Origin of the sequence: Parabacteroides sp. CH2-D42-20 (assembly GCF_003670185.1) — a bacterium.
Lineage (GTDB): Bacteria > Bacteroidota > Bacteroidia > Bacteroidales > Tannerellaceae > Parabacteroides > Parabacteroides distasonis.
The window spans coordinates 53,867-71,992 of the sequence record NZ_RAYG01000020.1; the positions used below are offsets into that span (position 1 = coordinate 53,867).

Below are 18,126 nucleotides of genomic sequence, written 5' to 3' on the forward strand. Positions count from 1 at the left end.
TATTAATTAGTTATTAAACCGTCACTAATATCAATCTCGGTTTGAGGTATAGGCAATACTTCCGCACCGGCGCTGAAAGGAGTCTTAGCTCCAAATTCCGCCTTCTTGGTTCCGTTAAATACTTTCTCGCCCCATCCTACACGTACCACGTCAAAGAACCGGAAACCTTCCATTCCGAACTCCAGATGACGCTCATTCATGATGTCTTCAAACAATTGGCTTCCTGTATGGTTCTTAGGAGCCAAGTTGACATGACTTCTTACCTCATTCAGATACTTTTGCGCATTAGCGATATCGCCGCTGAAATAACAAGCCTCGGCATAGTTCAAATATACCTCCGCGAGGCGGATAAGCCTGAGGTTCGTGGGTTGATTATTTCCCCGATTCTCCTCTCTTTGCCCGGGCGCGAGATATAGTTTGCGATTGTACCAACCGGTTCGGTCGTCCGTAACGGGTGCCACATCGCCTTTGGCTGCGGTCTCGATCTCTATGGCCTCTTCCGTGGAAAGGAGAGTGGTCTTCTTTCGTATGACATCCCCCTCAGCATCATAAGCGTCCGCCAAGGCCTGTGTAGGTTGCGCGCAACCGAAGCCGATCGTCATGTTTCGGGGCATAGACATCAGCACGTGACGGTTACCGTTATTTACATTATACGAACTTTGGGTGGAAGAGACATACATATTCACTTCTAGAATAGAAGAGGAGCAGTGCTCGCCGTCCAGTGAGAACTGCCAAGCGTAATCCTCCGGAGCGACCAAGCTATACTCACCCCCGCACTCATTCTGGAATTTCTCGAATGCCTTTTTTACCTCATCGTATTTTTTCTCATACAGATAAATACGTGTTTGCATGGCGATGGCCGCGCCTTTGGTAATCCTTCCCGCATAGCTTGACTCGTAGTTAGCCACCTCACTTTTCTTAGGTAATACGCTAACCGCATCGTTTAGGTCTTGCTCGATAACCGAGTATATCTCTTCGACAGACGCACGTCCGAGTCTCTCATGATCGAGATCCAAGACTCCCGTATAGCAAGGAACACCACCAAAGGTTTTCACAAGCTCGAAATAAGTATAGGCGCGAATAAACTTGGCCTCACCGATCATCTGTTCCCTGTTATATTTCGAGAATAGGGCATCGTCTGCCATTTCCATATCCCGTATAAACAAATTGGCCTTATTAATACATTGGTAAGAATACCGATATTTGTTCAAGATCTCGGTATGATCCGCTTGATACTGATAATTCTCCAGCAACGTGAAGGTTTGTGCGTCGTTCGAAGAACCGCTGTAGGTCGCGTCATTCGACAACACGTCGCCGAAACATTGCATTGACCATGTGTAACGGAAGTCCTTCATGACGGAATAGACAGCGGTCAGACGCAAGAAAGCTTGTCTTTCCTCTGATATCTCTCCAGCCTCCGGACTTCCTAACGGAGCTAAATCCAAATCTGCACAACTGCTGAATCCTGTTAAAATCGCTAGTACGATTCCTATGATATATTTGTTTTTAAACATGACATTATAAATTTTAAAAAGTAACATTAATACCTCCGGTGAATGAAATGTTCTGAGGATAGATACCGTAATCTATGCCTCTAGACAAAGAGCTGGACTGACCCACTTCCGGATCCATACCCGAGTAACTGGATATCGTAAACAAGTTCTGGCCGCTTACATAAAAACGTACTTTTTGTAGTTTTATCCTCTGCGTGAGAGAAGCGGGCAGGGTATAACCTAGCAGGGCGTTTCTCAAGCGGAAATAAGTCCCGTTTTCTACGTACATGTCCGAGAAGCGGTCATTGTCGTTTACGTCCGTAGCCGTCAGGCGAGGGATGTCCGTATTTGTATTATTTGGCGTCCAATAGTTCATTAACGCTCTATCCTTGTTCGTTATATCGTTCGGGAAGTAGGTGTAATAACGCATCGCGTTGAATATCTGATTACCGATTGTTCCACCAAACTGCAAATTGAGGTCGAAGCCTTTCCACGCCATACCCATGTTGATACCGTATATGATATCCGGAATAGGATTACCGATCATGCATCTATCACTTGAGTCTAACTTGCCATCGCCATTCGTATCTACGAACAATACATCGCCCAATTCGGCATTAGGTTGGAAATCCGCCCGCTTAACGGCATTCAACTGTTCCTGTGTTTGGATAAGCCCGTCTGTCTTATAGCCCCAGAACGCGCCGATAGGCATACCTTCATTCGTATAGGTGAGGTACATGCTTCCGTTTCGGAATGGTCCATCGGAGATTGGTGTGCCACCATTCAATTTCGTCATGCGGTTACGGATGGTCGACATATTTACTCCCACGTTGTATTCGAAACCGCTTTCGGTCTTGTCTCTCCACTCGAGATTCATCTCGATACCGCGGTTGTTCGCCTCGCCGATATTAGTGTAGGTGTTGCTGGCATATCCCATATAGATAGGCATAGGAGCGGCCAGCAGCATGTCCTTCGTTGTCTTGTAATAATACTCGAAGCTGAAGACCATGCGGGTGTTAAAGAAGCTTGCGTCAAGACCGATATTCAGAGATTCCGTGGTCTCCCATTTAATATCCGGATTGCCCAATCTGCTCACGGCAATACCTTGATACAAGGTCTCATTCTCTCTCGCTCCGAATAAAGCGCCGTATTGCGTACTCAATGACAGCAAACTACGATCCACATAATTGGTGATATTCTGATTTCCGATCTGTCCCCAGCCCCCGCGGAGTTTCAAGGAGGAAACCCATTCGGCGTTCAATTTCTGGAAGAACGGTTCGTTGTCGATTCTCCAACCTAGAGCGAACGAGGGGAAGTTACCCCAGCGATTCTTGGAAGAGAATTTAGAGGAGCCGTCTCGCCGGAAAGTGGCCGTAATAAGGTATTTGTTATTGTAATCGTAGTGTAGGCGGCCCAGATAAGACATCAAACCATATTCCGTAGCGCTATTGCTGGCCGTGGTCTTGTTCTTGTCCAGCGTAGCGTCTATATAATGCAGGTTATCCGACTCTCCGATAAGATCTCTCGCATTTACGCTCAAGGTTTCCTGCTTACCCCATTCGTTGGTATAACCTACGAGAGCGGATATGGAGTGCTTCTCGGCAAACGTTTTCTCATACGAAAGGGTATTCTCGAACGTATAGTAGTGCCCTTTGGTCTGCGACTTCGATAAACTACTCTCTAAATTTCTTTGGCTTGAGGATACCTCATAGACAGGCGAGAAGGTTTTATTGTCTACCCTTCTGATTTCCGCTCCGAAGCTACTCTTGAACTTCAATCCTTTTATAATCTGCCATTCCCCATACATATTGCCGATGAAAGCAAGTTTCTCCCGTTGATTATCCCGATACATGATACTTGCCAATGGGTTATAGTAGTCAATATAAGGAGAGTAACCATATGAACCGTCTGCGTTTTGGGCGGGAGTTACCGGATCCAAACGGATCGCGTTACTTACGACACCATAGTCGGAGTCGTACACATTACTACTGTTGCGCTCACTAATACTTGCGTCGGTAGATCTTGCGATCGATGCGTTGGTACCCACTACCAAATGATCTTTGAGCACCGTTTTTTCCGTGCTTTGACGGACACTGAACCGTTCGTAGTTGGATTTCTTGATCGTTCCATCTTGGTTTATATAGTTCAAGCCCAGATTGAATTTATAGTCGTTCTCTTTACCACCGCTTATGCCGACACTGTAATTATGCATAAAGGCCGTATGCGTAATCTCGTCCATCCAATTGGTGGAAACATTACGATTAACAAGGGCCAAATTGATGGGAACGCTCCTCACTGTGTTCAACTGCTCCTGATAGTCGTACCATTCCGGACCTGACATCAAATCGAGATTATTCAATATTTTGTTCATACCCCAATATGCGTCGAGCGTAACGGTGGTTTTTCCAGCGGCGCCTTTTTTCGTAGTGATAAGGATTACGCCGTTCGCACCACGGGAACCGTAGATAGCGGAAGCGGAAGCGTCTTTAAGCACCTCCATAGACTGTATATCCGATGTGTTCAGGTAGTTTATATCCGTCACGGGCATCCCATCCACGACGAATAATGGTTCCGCGTCGTTTACCGTACCGACACCTCTGATACGGATCGTGGCGGCGGAACCCGGAGATCCGGAACTGGAAGTGACGGATACACCGGTAGCCAAGCCTTGCAATGCGGTAGAAACATTGGCCACTGCTTGGCGAGCGATTTTCTCCTCGCTCACGGACGAGATAGCCCCCGTGATATCACTTTTCTTCATCGTACCGTAGCCAATCACTACCACCTCATCCAACTTTTGTGTGTCCTCTTGCAAGGAGATGCTTAAAACCGATTTATTGCCTACCGAAATCTCCTGGTTCATATAACCGATATAGGACACTTGCAAAATAGCGTCTTTGGCTACTTCCAACGTGAATTTTCCATCTATATCCGTTATTGTCCCGTTTGTTGTCCCTTTTACCATCACATTGGCGCCAATTATCGGCATACCGGCAGCATCAATCACGGTTCCGGTGATCTGACGGATGTTTTGTTGCGGGGTGGATACGATTGATGGTTTCTCTATAATCTTGATGTCGCTTTTAATGCGCATGTTTGGGGAGTGTACGGAAGCGTATACACCTGTGGTAAAAATAAATAGCGGGATTGAGGTTAACTTCATGACTCTGCCCAATTTAGTTTTTGTGTTTAATCGGGGGTTAGGATTCCCCTTACAAATTTCATTCATACATTTGTAATGTTTTAGTGTTAGTATTAATTGATTTAAAGGCGTTTAGAAACTTGTTTGGCTGAATTATGTTGCCATATCTTCCAGCCAGTTTCCCTGCTAGATATGGTTCATGATGGTTCCTGTTTCATAGGCTCTCCTTTCTTTAAGATTAACTTTAGTAAACTGAATATGTTTATTTGGTTGTTTGATTTGCAATATTCGTGAAAAAAAACGACACCTGCAAGCAAGTCTCTGCTAATTTAATATTGTGTATTCAATCGATAGAAGTCATTAATACGGCTTAATTATGTCAATTTGTCATTTCTCTCTCCTTCTGCTTCTCGTATTTGAGATAGGATAGTGTGTGTGTTTATTATATGCGATTCTCCGGTTGTTAAGCTCTGACGAATAGAGTGTGTATGAAGGAAAATACTTGCAGTTTGCTTTCTTTTTATCAATATCCGCCGAATTATTATATCTCTTGTTTCTGAAAACTAATAAATGCCTCCTGAATGATATTTGAAAATCAGTCGACTTTTTTGCCGTTCTAGAGCGCAAAGGCTCTATATAGTCTCGTTTTTCAGTGTACAAAAGATTGAGATTAGGAGTAGACCCCAGCTAAATTAGAGCAAGTGCCGGATAATCCGAACTAGATGCCGGGTAGATGTCGGTTATCTGCCGGGAAATAGAAATTATAAGCCGACTAAATACATACAAGTTCAGGATATATCCTAAAAAATGTGCTATTTTGGGTACTAAAGTTCCATAATATTGGTTTAAACATAACTGTTTTGAAAAAGTATGTGTTTAAAATATGTTTAGAAAGTAAACATTATGATAGTGTTTCGGTAATTCTTTTTGCATTCAGATAGTATGAGTTACATTTGTCAATTCATTTCAAATATTATTTAAAAACAGAGAGATATGGATGAGAAAGGATTCGTGGAAGGGGTGAGAAGGTATATGTCCCAGTTACGAGAGGAAAAGCGTTATTCCTCCGCCAAAAGTTATCAGGATGCGTTGAACTCCTTTATAAAGTATAGTGGAACAGAGAACATTTCCTATTCGGATATCAATAAGGCCAATCTTCACCGATATGAGGCTTATTTGCTGGAGAAAGGCTGCATGTGCAACACGGTTTCCACTTATATGCGTCGTATCCGTTGCGTCTATAACAAGGCGATCGAAGATGGTGATGCGGAATATATCCCTGGTTTGTTCCAAGGAGTTTTTACGGGAGTGGAGAGTAAGCGCAAGAAATCCCTATCCTTAGAGAACCAACATAAGTTGATGACGGTGAAGGTAGAGAGTGAGGTGCTAAGGGAGACACAACTGGTCGTTTGTCTGTTGTTTCAGTATGCAGGAATGTCGTTCGTGGACTTCGCCCACCTAAAAGAAAGGAATATCAAAAACGGGATATTGGACTATAATCGGCAGAAGACAGGCACACCGATGAGACTGGAAATTTTGGATACGGCAGAATTGATGCGCAAGGAATTAATGGGTGACAAGAGGCCGGCCTCAGGCTATTTATTCCCTTTTTTGAGTGGAACGAAGACGGGCTATGAGGCATATCTCGAATACAATGCGGCCCTATCCCGGTTCAATCGAAATTTGAAGGCGTTGAAAAAGGCCGCTGGAATAGCATCGGATGTTACCTCTTATACGATCCGCCATTCCTTCGCCATGGCATTGAAAGAGCAAAATGTCCCTATAGAAATGATCAGTGAATTATTGGGGCATAAGTCCATCAAGACCACCCAGATTTATCTGAGAAGTTTCTCTTTGGAAAAAATGACAGAGGTGAATAGCACTTGCTTTGGTTGTGTCTATAATTATGTGTCGAAAGTGGGATGAGGCTACTTAGTGAGTAGCGTTTGTTTCACGCCGCAAATGTAGTAAAAAATAACAAAAAACAAGCAATCATTAGGGTTTGTTTGTGTTTCCAGTTGGATTCTCGTTAAATATTCGTTCTTATTTCTGATGTATAGACATGGCAATAGAGACGAAATGGCCTCGTATTTCCGAAATCATCACGTCCCCCCCTAAAATCGAACATACATTCTTGTAGAGATGGGTATACCCCGTCTCATCCCCTCTAAAAGATGTTTTAGATTACTGTCAGACGGTGGGAGATGGAGCATGCTCCGTCTCTACAACTGGGTAATAACCATTCTCCCACCTTTTGCGCTACTCACTAAGTAGCCTAATTTCTCACATGGCGAAAAAGGGTTATGGTGTATATATCAAACTATCTCTTTTAAGCAATCAACGAGATGCGAGCGAATGTTGTAAAAACGGTTGTAAATTCGGTACCTCATGAGGGTATCGACGCCGTAGGCGTTGAAAGAACCATTCCTGAAAACCCGTTACGGCGAAAATCTGATCAGAAACATTGGTACATCGCTATCGTCAACAACAAGTCCGAGAAACTATGCCGTGACAAGCTGGAAAAGCGCATAGCCAGTCAGCCGGAAGGCGAGAAGGACTATGAGGTTTATATAGCCTCCCAAAAAGAGATGTGTCTTCTGCCAAGCGGCAAGCGTAAGCAAGTAGACCGGATCGTCTTCCGTTCCATTGTATTCATCCGTTGCACCGATGTCTTGCGTAGGAAGGAGATCGTGCATCTTCCTTATATCAAACGTTTCATGGTAAACATAGCTGGCGAACGGTCTGGAGGCATACGCCCCGTAGCCTTCATTCCGGATGAGCAGATGGTGAAACTCCGTAGGATGCTGGACGATTCCGAAGAGCCTGTCATTATCGATCCCCGTCCGCTGCCTCTTGGAGCGAGGGTACGCATTAACGGCGGTAAGTTGCATGGTCTAGAAGGTAACGTGCTGGAAGTGGAGGATGGCAATCTTAACTTTGTGATCCGTGTAGATCTACTGGGATGTGCCAAAGTAAATATCACCCGTGACCTGCTAGAGCTATTATGATACACATAGATGGATACGCACTACGGTAAAAAAGAGGATAGATCCGGAGTACGCCTTATCTCGTTGTTAGGAAACCATTTGAAAGAGATTCTTAAGCGAGAGTCGGATAATCGTGCCTTCATCCATCTTTACTGTACGGGTCCGTATTGGGTGGCGTTCGAGAAATCAGCTTACCTGTTACGCCAAATATCTTCCCGTACCTTAGTGACCCCGTTAAGCCTCACCACGTACCCGTTTCCAATCGTGATGGTCTCTTGGACAGATGGCGAGTTACGTTCCTATACACGTAACCATCTTTTCCATCGCGAAGGCAATGACTACGGTCGGTTATCCGTCCCTACTCGTACGCTTGACGGTTACAAGGAGTGGCATAAGGAAGAGGTGAGGTATTTTCCGATGCAGGAAGTAAAAAACACGTCCATGGATCGTGACATGGAGATTGATTAAAGATACTTCTGAGGTTCAAGAGAGCCTCCAATCAAGAATATATTATCGCTAGGTCGCAATTAGAAAATGAGAATTAGGCGGCCGATATCGATCAAGAGGTCAGCTATCTCTAGTAGCGAGGAGAGTCCCTTTTTCTTTAACCGATAGACTAGACTCTTGCTTTAGCTTATACCACTCCAACCACTTGAGAGGTTCGGTCGCTTATTATTATAGTTAGATAGATATGAATAAAACAAATATGGAAAAGGTGAAATATCGTTATAATCGCTGGCGTTTAGCGCTGGGGCGTCTGGTAAATTTGCGGTATATCAACCGCTGGATCATTTTTTGTGCGGATCTTTTCATTTCCCTATGTGTATCTTTGATAGGAGTGCTGGGATTATTGTCCATCATGCATGTATACATAAGCGGGATCAGTGTATTAAAGGTAGGAATAGCTTCCTTTGTGGCCAGTATCCTTTCTTTTCTTACGTTCAAGGTTTATCACGGGGTGATCCGTCATTCCACGCTACGTGGACTATGGAGGATTGGTGGTGTCGCCATCACAAAATCCATCCTCATGTTCATACTGCTTCATCTTTTGAGGGCGGATTTCAATTCCTCTATATATTGGGTGGGAGGGATAACCGATTGTATGTTGACGATTGTTCTGCTGATCACCTTACGTGTATTCGTGATTAATGTATATAATAGCGTGTTGTCCCAACTTGGAAAAAAGCGCAAGCGTGTACTGGTGTTCGGTATGGATGAGGATAGCGTGATGATAGCCACATCACCCAACCGGCAAGTATTCATGCAAAATTATAGCATCATCGGCTTCTTGACGTTTGGTAGCGCTAAAAAGAACCTTCGCATAGCGGAACTTCCCGTTTACCAGATCGAGGACATTGATGACTTGTTGCGTCTGATCCCCAGAAATAACTTGGATGGTATCCTTTTCCCGAATATAAAGACCGTCCGACGAGAACGTGATCGTTTGATTCATTATTGCGAGCAGGCCTCCTTGAAGCCTCTCGTGGTTCCTGATATGGAGGAGGTCCATGAGGGCGGAATGAAGCGTTCAGTCCGTGAGATCCGTATTGAGGACTTGCTGGGTCGTGAGGAGATCAGTATAAATCTGGGCGAAATCGGTCTCTTATTGAAAGATAAGATGATCCTTGTTACGGGAGCGGCCGGTAGCATTGGTAGCGAGATCTGCCGCCAGCTGGCGCATTTCCCGATCAAGAAACTGATCTGCCTTGATGCCGCCGAGACTCCGATGCATGACTTACGCCTGGAATTGGAGGAGAAGTATAAGGAACTGGATTTTGTACCTATCATAGGCGATGTCCGGAATCCGGACCGTGTAGATTACGTATTCCGCAATTGGCATCCCCAGGTAGTATTCCATGCGGCAGCTTATAAGCACGTCCCCTTGATGGAAGAGAACCCTTGCGAGGCTGTTCGTACCAACGTGTTTGGTACCCGAGTGATAGCGGATGCCGCCGTAAGCTATGGTGTAGAGAAATTCGTGATGATCAGTACGGATAAGGCCGTTAATCCAACGAATATCATGGGATGTAGCAAGCGCCTCGCTGAGATATATGTGCAGAGCTTGAGTGTGGCGATCAGTAAGGGGGCTCTAGCGGGAAACACTAAGTTTATCACGACCCGTTTCGGTAATGTATTAGGAAGTAATGGCTCCGTGATACCTCGTTTTCGCGATCAGATCGCCAAAGGAGGCCCAGTTACGGTAACCCATCCCGATATCATCCGCTACTTCATGACAATCCCCGAAGCCTGCCGTTTGGTGTTGGAAGCCGGTACGATGGGCAAGGGCGGCGAGATATTCATCTTTGATATGGGTGAGCCGGTCAAGATCGCTGACTTAGCGAAGCGTATGATCGAGCTTTCTGGTTTGCAGGTGGATAAAGACATAGAGATTAAATACACAGGTCTTCGTCCCGGTGAGAAATTATATGAGGAACTATTGAGCAACAAGGAGAATACGAAGGAAACCCCTCATGAGAAGATTCGTGTGGCAGCAGTCCGGGAGTATGCCTACAAGGATGTGGTAGAGCACATTGATCTATTAGCTGAATTATCCCTTCATGTACATATTCTTCCTATGGTGAGAGAGATGAAATCCTTCGTCCCCGAGTTCAAGAGCCAAAACTCTCAATTCACGAGATTGGACGGAGTGAATTAGCAATTTAGTTGGTAGTTATAAATCTGAATTATAAATGATTATCGCAGTAGATTTTGACGGAACAATCGTTGAGCATAAATATCCGGCGATAGGGAAGGAGATCCCTTTCGCTTTCGAGACATTGAGAAAGTTACAAATAGAACACCACAAGCTGATCTTATGGAGTGTGCGAGAGGGTAAGCTTTTGGATGAGGCTGTCACCTTTTGCCGAGAGCGGGGCTTGGAGTTTTACGCCGTGAACCGAGATTACCCGGAGGAAGAGAAAAGCCTGAATAACCATTTCTCCCGTAAGCTGAAGGCCGACATTTTTATTGATGACCGTAATCTTGGTGGTCTCCCGGACTGGGGTATGATTTATGAGATGGTGAGTAAAAGACTTTCCTATGAGGATTTAATGCGGAAATACGAGTCGGAATACGAACCGGAGAAACCGAAAGGCCTTTTCTCTCGTTTGTTTCGCTAAATCCATATCATTCTGTGTTCAATGAAATAAAAAAAGATAACAAAATAATATGAAAATCAAAAGATTACTACTTTTATTAGCTTTACCTCTATTGGTAGCGAGTTGTACTTCTTACAAGAACGTACCATACCTCCAAAACCCAGAGGCAGTGAACGATTTTGAGGAGACCCTTCCATTGTATGACGCAAAGATCATGCCAAAAGACTTGTTGAGCATCACGGTCAATACGACAGACCCGAAGGCTGCGACCCCATTCAACTTGACGGTACAGACTCCAATCAATGCGGCTTTGACAAATATCAGTACGACCACGCAACCGACCATGCAGCAATACTTGGTGAATAATAAAGGAGAGATCGATTTCCCTGTTATCGGTCGCTTGGAAGTGGGTGGTCTCACCAAGAACGAGGCGGAGGACTTGATTCGTGAGCGTTTGAAACCTTATTTGAAGGAATCCCCGATCGTTACGGTCCGTATGGCTAATTACAAGATCTCCGTGTTGGGTGAGGTGGCCCGTCCGGGTAGCTTCACGATCGGCAACGAGAAGGTGAACGTTCTGGAGGCTTTGGCGATGGCAGGTGATATGACGATTTACGGTGTCCGTGATAACGTCAAGCTGATCCGTGAGGACGTGAACGGTAAGCGTGAGATCATTAACTTGAATTTGAATAATGCCGAAGTCGTGACTTCCCCGTATTATTACCTGAAGCAAAACGATATTATTTACGTGACCCCGAACAAGACGAAGGCTAAGAACTCCGATATCGGTAACAGCACGACCCTTTGGGTAAGCTCACTCTCGATTCTGGTATCTATTGCCGGCCTGTTGGTAAACATACTTAAGTAATTGAAAATTGAGAATTGAAAATTAAGAGAGATGATAGACGAACGGATAAATAATAACACTGGGATAGAGAACGAGGAACAAGAGATTGATTTGGTCGCTCTTTTATTTAAATACCTTTTTTATTGGCGTTGGTTTGTGGCTAGTATATTGATATGTTGCATCGCCACTTACCTGTTTCTTCGTTATCAAACGCCTGTATATAACATTTCCAGTTCCGTGTTGATAAAGGAGGAGGATAAGCGAAGCGGTTCGGGCAACAATCCGTTGGCGGCCATTCAAGACTTGGGAATGTTTTCCATGACAAATAATTTTGATAACGAGGTGGAGATATTGAAATCCCGTACATTGATAAAAAAAGTCGTGAACGACCTGAATTTATATGTTCGTGTAGCGGAAAAGCGAGCGTTCGGTTATGCGATGCCTCTTTATAAGAATAGTCCGGTGCGGATTTATATGACACCAGAAGAGGCCGATAAATTGGAGGAGCCGATTAAGCTGGATCTTACATTTACAAAAACAGGAAAATTGTCTGTTAAGGCTGAATATGTGCAAGATAAGGAAGAGCAAGAGATAGAACAGGCATTTGATCAATTGCCGGCGGTGTTACCAACACCTGTGGGTGTTTTAAGCTTTACGCGAGGCGATACCTTGTATATGGAAGAAGAGGAAATCGCTTTACGTGTTACCATAAATACGCCGACGGAGACCGCCGAGGATTATATGAAAGACTTGAGCGTGACCGCCTCTTCCCAGACCACGACGATAGCGAAGATCAGCGTGAACAATACAGTAAAGGAGCGAGGCGTGGATTTCGTGAATCGTTTGGTTGCGTTCTATAATCAAGACGCGAACGATGAGAAGAATGAGGTAGCTCAGAAAACCGCCGAGTTCATAGAGGAGCGTATCGGTATAATTAACCATGAGTTGGGTACGGCGGAGAGCGAGTTGGCGGATTTCAAGCAACGATCCGGTCTGACGGATTTGACAAGTGATGCCCGTCTAGCCTTACAAGAGAGTTCCAAGTATGAGCAGCAACGTACGGAGAACGCTACACAGATCAGCTTGGTTCAATTTCTGCGTACCTATATCAACGATCCGGTCAACAAGGAAGAGGTAATTCCTGCAAACGTAGGGTTACAGGATCAAAACCTCACTAGGGTGATTGAACAATATAACACGATGATCATCGAGCGTAAACGTTTATTACGTACCTCTTCGGAAAATAACCCGGCGGTGATAAACATGAACACCGGCGTTGAGGCGATGAGACGCAATGTCGAGACAACCGTGAATAGTGTCTTGCGAGGACTACAAATCGCCCAGAAAGATATTGAGCGTCAGGCTAGTAAATTTGAGAGCCGGATTAGTGATGCTCCAAAGCAAGAGAAAGAGTTCATGACTATTTCTCGCCAGCAAGAAATCAAGGCGACTTTATATATCATGCTGTTGCAGAAGCGGGAGGAAAATGCGATCACATTGGCAGCCACGGCTAATAATGGTCGTATTGTAGAGGAACCATTACCCGGGAAGGATCCTGTGGCTCCCAAGAAGCTCGTGTTTTTATTGGCTGCGTTTGTGGTGGGCCTGTTTATTCCGGTGGGAATCATCTTTGTCGTGGAATTATTGAAATATAAGATCGAGAATCGTGGCGATGTGGAGCAATTGACGAATGTTCCGATTTTGGGCGAATTGCCCTTGTGTGGTCATAAATCCTCCGATAAGGGAGCGATCGTGGTGCGTGAGAATAAGAACGACATGATGGAGGAGACCTTCCGAGGTTTGCGGACCAATCTGCTCTTTATGCTCCGGAAAGATCAAAAGGTCATACTTTTTTCTTCTACGCAGCCCGGAGAAGGTAAGTCTTTCGTGACCGGAAATCTCGCTGTCAGCTTGGCTTATTTGGGAAAGAAGGTGGTAGTGGTTGGTATGGATATCCGTAAGCTGGGCTTGAATAAGGTCTTCGATTTATCGAAAAGGCAGGAAGGAATATCTAATTATCTGATGGATCCGGAGGATAAGGATCTTTTTGATCTTGTGCAGCCTTCCGGCATCAGTCCGAACCTGGATATCCTTTTAGGAGGAACGATTCCCCCGAACCCGACGGAACTGGTAGCCCGTGATACCTTGGAGAAGGCGATAGAGCAATTGAAATCCCGTTATGACTACGTGTTGCTGGATACAGCCCCGATCGGTATGGTAACTGATACGGCCATAATAAGCCGTGTGGCCGACATGTGTGTTTATGTCTGCCGTGCGGACGTGACCCCGAAAGCCGCTTTCTGCTACATTAATGTTCTTAGGGACGAGCATAAATTTGACAAGTTGGCGGTAGTGATCAATGGAATCGACCTGAGCAAACGTAAGAACACCTATGGTTACGGTTATGGTAAGAAATACGGTTATGGCTATGGTAAACATTATGGTTATGGATACGGCTATGGGTATGGTTTTGAGGCAGAGAATAAGAAAAAGGGGTGAGTCTCTATCGAATTATTAAATTATAATCTTTTTTAATCGCAATTAAATAATATGAATATACCCAAAATCGATATAATTGTACCAGTGTATAAGGTCGAGCCATATTTGAGAAAATGTGTTGATTCTTTATTGAATCAAACTTATGATGATTATATAATCTCTTTGGTAGATGATGGTTCTCCAGATGAGTGTCCTGCCATCTGTGATGAATATGCAATCAACTATCCGGAAAAAATCAGGGTTTATCATAAGCAGAATGGGGGATTATCAGATGCGAGGAATTATGCGGTAGAAAGATCAAAATCAGAGTTTGTGATTTTTGTGGATTCCGATGATTGGGTATCGGAGCATTTTATTCAGAATCTAGTTGAAGGACTCGCCTCTAGTGAAATTGATATGGTGGTTTCTCCGTATTACAGGGCAACAGAAACATCGGAAGGAGTTTCTATACGATTGAGTATGCCAACAAAGGCTCCTTGTTGTATGGGAGTGGAAGAAGCTCTAATAGAGTTATGTAGAGAGGAATATTATGGGAATCATGCTTGTTCTAAACTTATCAAACGAAGCTTGATCCTAGCTTATTTATATCCGATAGGTAAATATTTTGAGGATTCTTATACTACATATAAGCATATTGCTCATTCAAGAAAGGTGTCATATATACCTAATCCCGGGTATTATTATCTCCAACGTGAAGGTAGTATCGTACGCTCTGAATTTCAGAGAAGGCATTTAGATCTCATTTATGCAACTCAAGAAATGGTTGAGTATATGATTGACAATGATTTTTCTCGAAGAACTATATCGTTTGGGGTATATAAATTATTCAGAAGTGCTCATGCGACATTTATCCATGCTAGGAAAGAGTCAGATTTTAATGTAATCTATGATGAGGTGCTTATGATTTTAAATCGATATAAGGAATATTTTTCTGTTATTGATCAATCATTAAAGGAGACGATAATTCATAACATAATGATCTTGAATCGTCCATTGTATCATTTTATGATTCTTGGTAAGAAAAAATGAGTAGTTTTTATTATGATATATATTGATAATGTTTTATATATGATTACATGATAATGGTAAGACGATATATAGGGTTTTGGTTGTTTTTGATCTTAAATGTGATTTTTGTGTTGTTTTTCTTGGTTAATCAGTCTGAATTTATAATAAGTGCTCTTTTTTTAGTGTGGGTAAATATGACTATATATTCTGTAAGAGACTTGAAATCAAAAGGTATGCTATTTGCTTTTTGTGTGGCTTTTTTTTCATTTCTTATGGGTAGGCATTTACTATCTTATTATTTTGATTATGAGGTGGAAGCCTTTTCAGAAGACGTTAATACACATGCGGAATTGTGTATGTTGCTGAGTTTGGTGACCGTTTTTTTTTCTTATATGTTCTTTTATGTGCGTAATAAGAGGAAAAATAAACAGAGTCATGGTGGATATGTTTTACCTGATAAATATATAAAATTTATACGCAAATATTCTCTTGGAATATTTTGGTTCGCTTTAGTCTTCTCTGTAATCTATGCAATATTCATTGTAGTTCTGGTACATACGATAGGCTATTTGGCCAGCTATACGATCGAAGGAAAGGAGATGATGAGAGGCAATTATTTATTGTTGACACTCAACAGAATAGAGCAGGCTCTTCCTGTTGCTCTCTGTTGTTATCTAGCAACATTGCCAGATCGGAAGTCTTGTAACAAAATCTGTGGGTCTTATTTTCTATACTTGATTTTTACACTGCTAGGAGGGCAAAGAGGACCGTTTATCCTAGGGGCTTTATTTTTGATGATATATTATTTCTATCGAAATAAAAGAGATGGTGAAGTATGGGTAAAGAAAAGCTGGGTAAGAATAGGACTGATATCTTTTCCTTTTTTACTTGTCGGGTTGGGGCTTTTTTCTAAAATACGAACTGGAGATCAGATAGAATTTAAAAATATAGGTGACTCTCTTGTGAAATTTGTATATAATAATGGAGTAAGTGTTAATGTGATAAAAAGATCTTATGAGTTAGACTATAAATTAAGATCTGATCGATTTTATTCGATGCATTTTCTTCATGATGGTATCTTTGGATTAGTTTTTGGTTCTGATGGTACAGGTAATAATGCTGATAAGGCTACCGAAGGTTATCATCTAGCTCATGCGCTTCCATATTTAATGTTCCGTGATAAATATCTTGAAGGAGCAGGGACAGGTACAAGTTATATAGCTGAATTGTATCATGATTTTGGTTATATTGGAATAGTATTTGGAAATATAATTTATGGATTTATGTTGGCGTTATTAGCTAAATTTGATAAAAATAAACCATTTAACACATCGATGAAGCTTTTGATTATAACTCGACTTCTTTGGGCGCCACGTGGAGGATTTACTGAATTTATTACAATGTTATCGCTTCCTGCTACAATCTTTATATATGTTGTTGTTTTTGTTAGTGTATTTTTTGTGTTTGGTGTTCCACGGAAACGCTGTGCTAAATTAGTATAGACTAAAAATAATTTTTAATTTTAATAGTTGTGAGTGTTTCTGAAAACAATAGGCGTATTGCTCGTAATACGTTACTGCTTTATGGAAGGAAAGCTGTAACCATGTTGATTGCGCTATATTCATCAAGAGTATTACTGCAATATTTGGGAATTGATGATTTTGGATTATATGGACTTGTTGGTAGTATAATTCTTGTTTTTACGTCACTTAAATCAACATTTGCTGCATCTGTTCAGAGATTTCTAAATGTAAATAAGGAAGAGAGTATTGCAAGGGAAAATGAAATTTTCTGCATGGGGATGATAATTCATGTGCTGATTGCTGTTGTCTTTATTCTATTAGCAGAGATTGGAGGTGCGATATTACTCCCAAATCTTAATTTGAATTCTGAAAAACTAATTGTTGCAGGATGTATACTTCATTTTACTATATTTTCGGCAGCAGTCTCTATAATTACAGTTCCTTTTGATGCTCTTGCTATGGCGAATGAGAAATTTGATGCGTTGGCTGTTATTTCTATTATAGATTCTGTTTTACGACTTTGTGTAATATTTATTCTGTCATTTAGTCCGATTCAAAGAGTTGTATTTTATGCGATATTACTTTTGTGTGTAACTATTGTACATATTCTTATGATAGGAGGGTATTGTTATAAAACTTTTAAAACTACAGTGAAATTTCATTTTGTAAAAGATAAAGTTTTATTTAAACGTATGACAGCTTTTGCAGGATGGAATTTCTTTGGTAATTTGGGGTACTATCTCACGAGTGAAGGTGTGAATTTTATTCTTAATATATTTGGTGGAATAGTAGCTAATGCTTCACGTGCAATCTCTTATCAAGTGAAAAATGCGTTACAGACTTTAGTGAATGATATAACTGTTGCTTTTCAACCTCAGAGCATGATGGTTTTTTCAACAGATAAACAACGTTTTTATAATCTTCAATTTTTAGCGACTAAAGCGAGATTTGCTATATGCGTAGTTTTGGGCTTCCCTCTATTTTTATTCATTCCTGAGATTTTGCAAGTTTGGTTGGGAAAACAACCGGAAGGAGCTGCGACCTTTATAAGATGTATTCTATTGTTTGTGGCCATACGTTGTTGGCATGATGCTATTGACACGACTTTTAAATCGGCTGCATGCATGCGAAATTATCAAATATGTGAAATGTTTATTATGCTATTTAACTTACCTGTATCTTGGCTTATGCTTCATTTGAAATTACCTCTGTATAGTGTGTTTATAGTAATGTCTGTTATTGAATTTGTGAATCTGATAGCAATAATGATGTTAGCATATAAGGAGTTAGATTTTATAATAGGGGATTATATTAAGGAAGTAATTATACCTTCGGTATTTATAATTTGTATCATGGGTATAATATATCTAAGTTGTTCTTTTTTTGATATACGTCCTTTTGGATGGATTGAAATGTTCTTTTTCTTAATAGGTGCATTTAGTATTGCGATTGGATTGATTTTTATGGTCTTGTTCTCTCGGATTGAAAGAGAAAAATTAGTGTCCATGATGAAATATAAATAATATTAT

12 protein-coding genes are annotated in these 18,126 nt (G+C 42.0%); 10 read left to right on the forward strand and 2 right to left on the reverse strand.

All coding sequences use genetic code 11. The features are described 5' to 3' along the window. Positions 1 to 2: 2 nt before the first annotated feature. Positions 3 to 1,514: a RagB/SusD family nutrient uptake outer membrane protein gene (locus D7V92_RS12580; RefSeq protein WP_008771643.1), complete on the reverse strand. Its 1,512-nt coding sequence runs from the start codon at positions 1,512 to 1,514 to the stop codon at positions 3 to 5. 13 nt (positions 1,515 to 1,527) lie between these two features. Then, positions 1,528 to 4,722 (reverse strand): TonB-dependent receptor, encoded by a 3,195-nt coding sequence (locus D7V92_RS12585; protein ID WP_199718908.1) that lies wholly within the window; start codon positions 4,720 to 4,722, stop codon positions 1,528 to 1,530. Positions 4,723 to 5,628: 906 nt separating this feature from the next. Between D7V92_RS12585 and D7V92_RS12595 the strand changes: the two genes are divergently transcribed. From D7V92_RS12595 to D7V92_RS12645, 10 genes are all read left to right on the forward strand, one after another. Beyond that, complete coding sequence (locus D7V92_RS12595) at positions 5,629 to 6,561, forward strand: site-specific integrase (protein WP_005855471.1); 933 nt, start codon at positions 5,629 to 5,631, stop codon at positions 6,559 to 6,561. A gap of 419 nt (positions 6,562 to 6,980) precedes the next feature. Next, complete coding sequence (locus D7V92_RS12605) at positions 6,981 to 7,643, forward strand: transcription termination/antitermination NusG family protein (protein ID WP_005865210.1); 663 nt, start codon at positions 6,981 to 6,983, stop codon at positions 7,641 to 7,643. Between the two features lie 9 nt (positions 7,644 to 7,652). Continuing rightward, entirely contained in the window at positions 7,653 to 8,090 is a 438-nt protein-coding gene (locus D7V92_RS12610) for a hypothetical protein (protein WP_008771646.1), read from the forward strand. A 238-nt stretch (positions 8,091 to 8,328) separates the two neighbouring features. Beyond that, complete coding sequence (locus D7V92_RS12615) at positions 8,329 to 10,278, forward strand: nucleoside-diphosphate sugar epimerase/dehydratase (RefSeq protein WP_121773000.1); 1,950 nt, start codon at positions 8,329 to 8,331, stop codon at positions 10,276 to 10,278. 34 nt (positions 10,279 to 10,312) lie between these two features. Then, complete coding sequence (locus tag D7V92_RS12620; RefSeq protein WP_005865215.1) at positions 10,313 to 10,741, forward strand: BT0820 family HAD-type phosphatase; 429 nt, start codon at positions 10,313 to 10,315, stop codon at positions 10,739 to 10,741. Positions 10,742 to 10,790: 49 nt separating this feature from the next. Continuing rightward, on the forward strand, positions 10,791 to 11,588 hold the full coding sequence (locus D7V92_RS12625) for a polysaccharide biosynthesis/export family protein (RefSeq protein ID WP_005855491.1): 798 nt from the start codon (positions 10,791 to 10,793) through the stop codon (positions 11,586 to 11,588). A gap of 30 nt (positions 11,589 to 11,618) precedes the next feature. Continuing rightward, complete coding sequence (locus tag D7V92_RS12630) at positions 11,619 to 14,066, forward strand: polysaccharide biosynthesis tyrosine autokinase (protein WP_121773001.1); 2,448 nt, start codon at positions 11,619 to 11,621, stop codon at positions 14,064 to 14,066. Positions 14,067 to 14,117: 51 nt separating this feature from the next. Beyond that, positions 14,118 to 15,095 carry a glycosyltransferase family 2 protein gene (locus tag D7V92_RS12635; RefSeq protein WP_009276273.1) on the forward strand — a complete coding sequence of 326 codons (978 nt, stop codon included), beginning with the start codon at positions 14,118 to 14,120 and terminating at the stop codon, positions 15,093 to 15,095. A gap of 47 nt (positions 15,096 to 15,142) precedes the next feature. Then, positions 15,143 to 16,576: an O-antigen polysaccharide polymerase Wzy family protein gene (locus D7V92_RS12640; RefSeq protein ID WP_121773002.1), complete on the forward strand. Its 1,434-nt coding sequence runs from the start codon at positions 15,143 to 15,145 to the stop codon at positions 16,574 to 16,576. Positions 16,577 to 16,605: 29 nt separating this feature from the next. Beyond that, on the forward strand, positions 16,606 to 18,120 hold the full coding sequence (locus tag D7V92_RS12645; RefSeq protein WP_121773003.1) for an oligosaccharide flippase family protein: 1,515 nt from the start codon (positions 16,606 to 16,608) through the stop codon (positions 18,118 to 18,120). The last annotated feature ends 6 nt before the right edge of the window (positions 18,121 to 18,126 follow it).

What these genes read in the sequence shown, in the direction of transcription:
- D7V92_RS12580 (WP_008771643.1), bottom strand. Translation starts at nt 1,514, where the DNA reads ATGTTTAAAAACAAATATATCATAGGAATCGTACTAGCGATTTTAACA.
- D7V92_RS12585 (WP_199718908.1), bottom strand. Translation starts at nt 4,722, where the DNA reads ATGAATGAAATTTGTAAGGGGAATCCTAACCCCCGATTAAACACAAAA.
- D7V92_RS12595 (WP_005855471.1), top strand. Translation starts at nt 5,629, where the DNA reads ATGGATGAGAAAGGATTCGTGGAAGGGGTGAGAAGGTATATGTCCCAG.
- D7V92_RS12605 (WP_005865210.1), top strand. Translation starts at nt 6,981, where the DNA reads ATGCGAGCGAATGTTGTAAAAACGGTTGTAAATTCGGTACCTCATGAG.
- D7V92_RS12610 (WP_008771646.1), top strand. Translation starts at nt 7,653, where the DNA reads ATGGATACGCACTACGGTAAAAAAGAGGATAGATCCGGAGTACGCCTT.
- D7V92_RS12615 (WP_121773000.1), top strand. Translation starts at nt 8,329, where the DNA reads ATGGAAAAGGTGAAATATCGTTATAATCGCTGGCGTTTAGCGCTGGGG.
- D7V92_RS12620 (WP_005865215.1), top strand. Translation starts at nt 10,313, where the DNA reads ATGATTATCGCAGTAGATTTTGACGGAACAATCGTTGAGCATAAATAT.
- D7V92_RS12625 (WP_005855491.1), top strand. Translation starts at nt 10,791, where the DNA reads ATGAAAATCAAAAGATTACTACTTTTATTAGCTTTACCTCTATTGGTA.
- D7V92_RS12630 (WP_121773001.1), top strand. Translation starts at nt 11,619, where the DNA reads ATGATAGACGAACGGATAAATAATAACACTGGGATAGAGAACGAGGAA.
- D7V92_RS12635 (WP_009276273.1), top strand. Translation starts at nt 14,118, where the DNA reads ATGAATATACCCAAAATCGATATAATTGTACCAGTGTATAAGGTCGAG.
- D7V92_RS12640 (WP_121773002.1), top strand. Translation starts at nt 15,143, where the DNA reads ATGATAATGGTAAGACGATATATAGGGTTTTGGTTGTTTTTGATCTTA.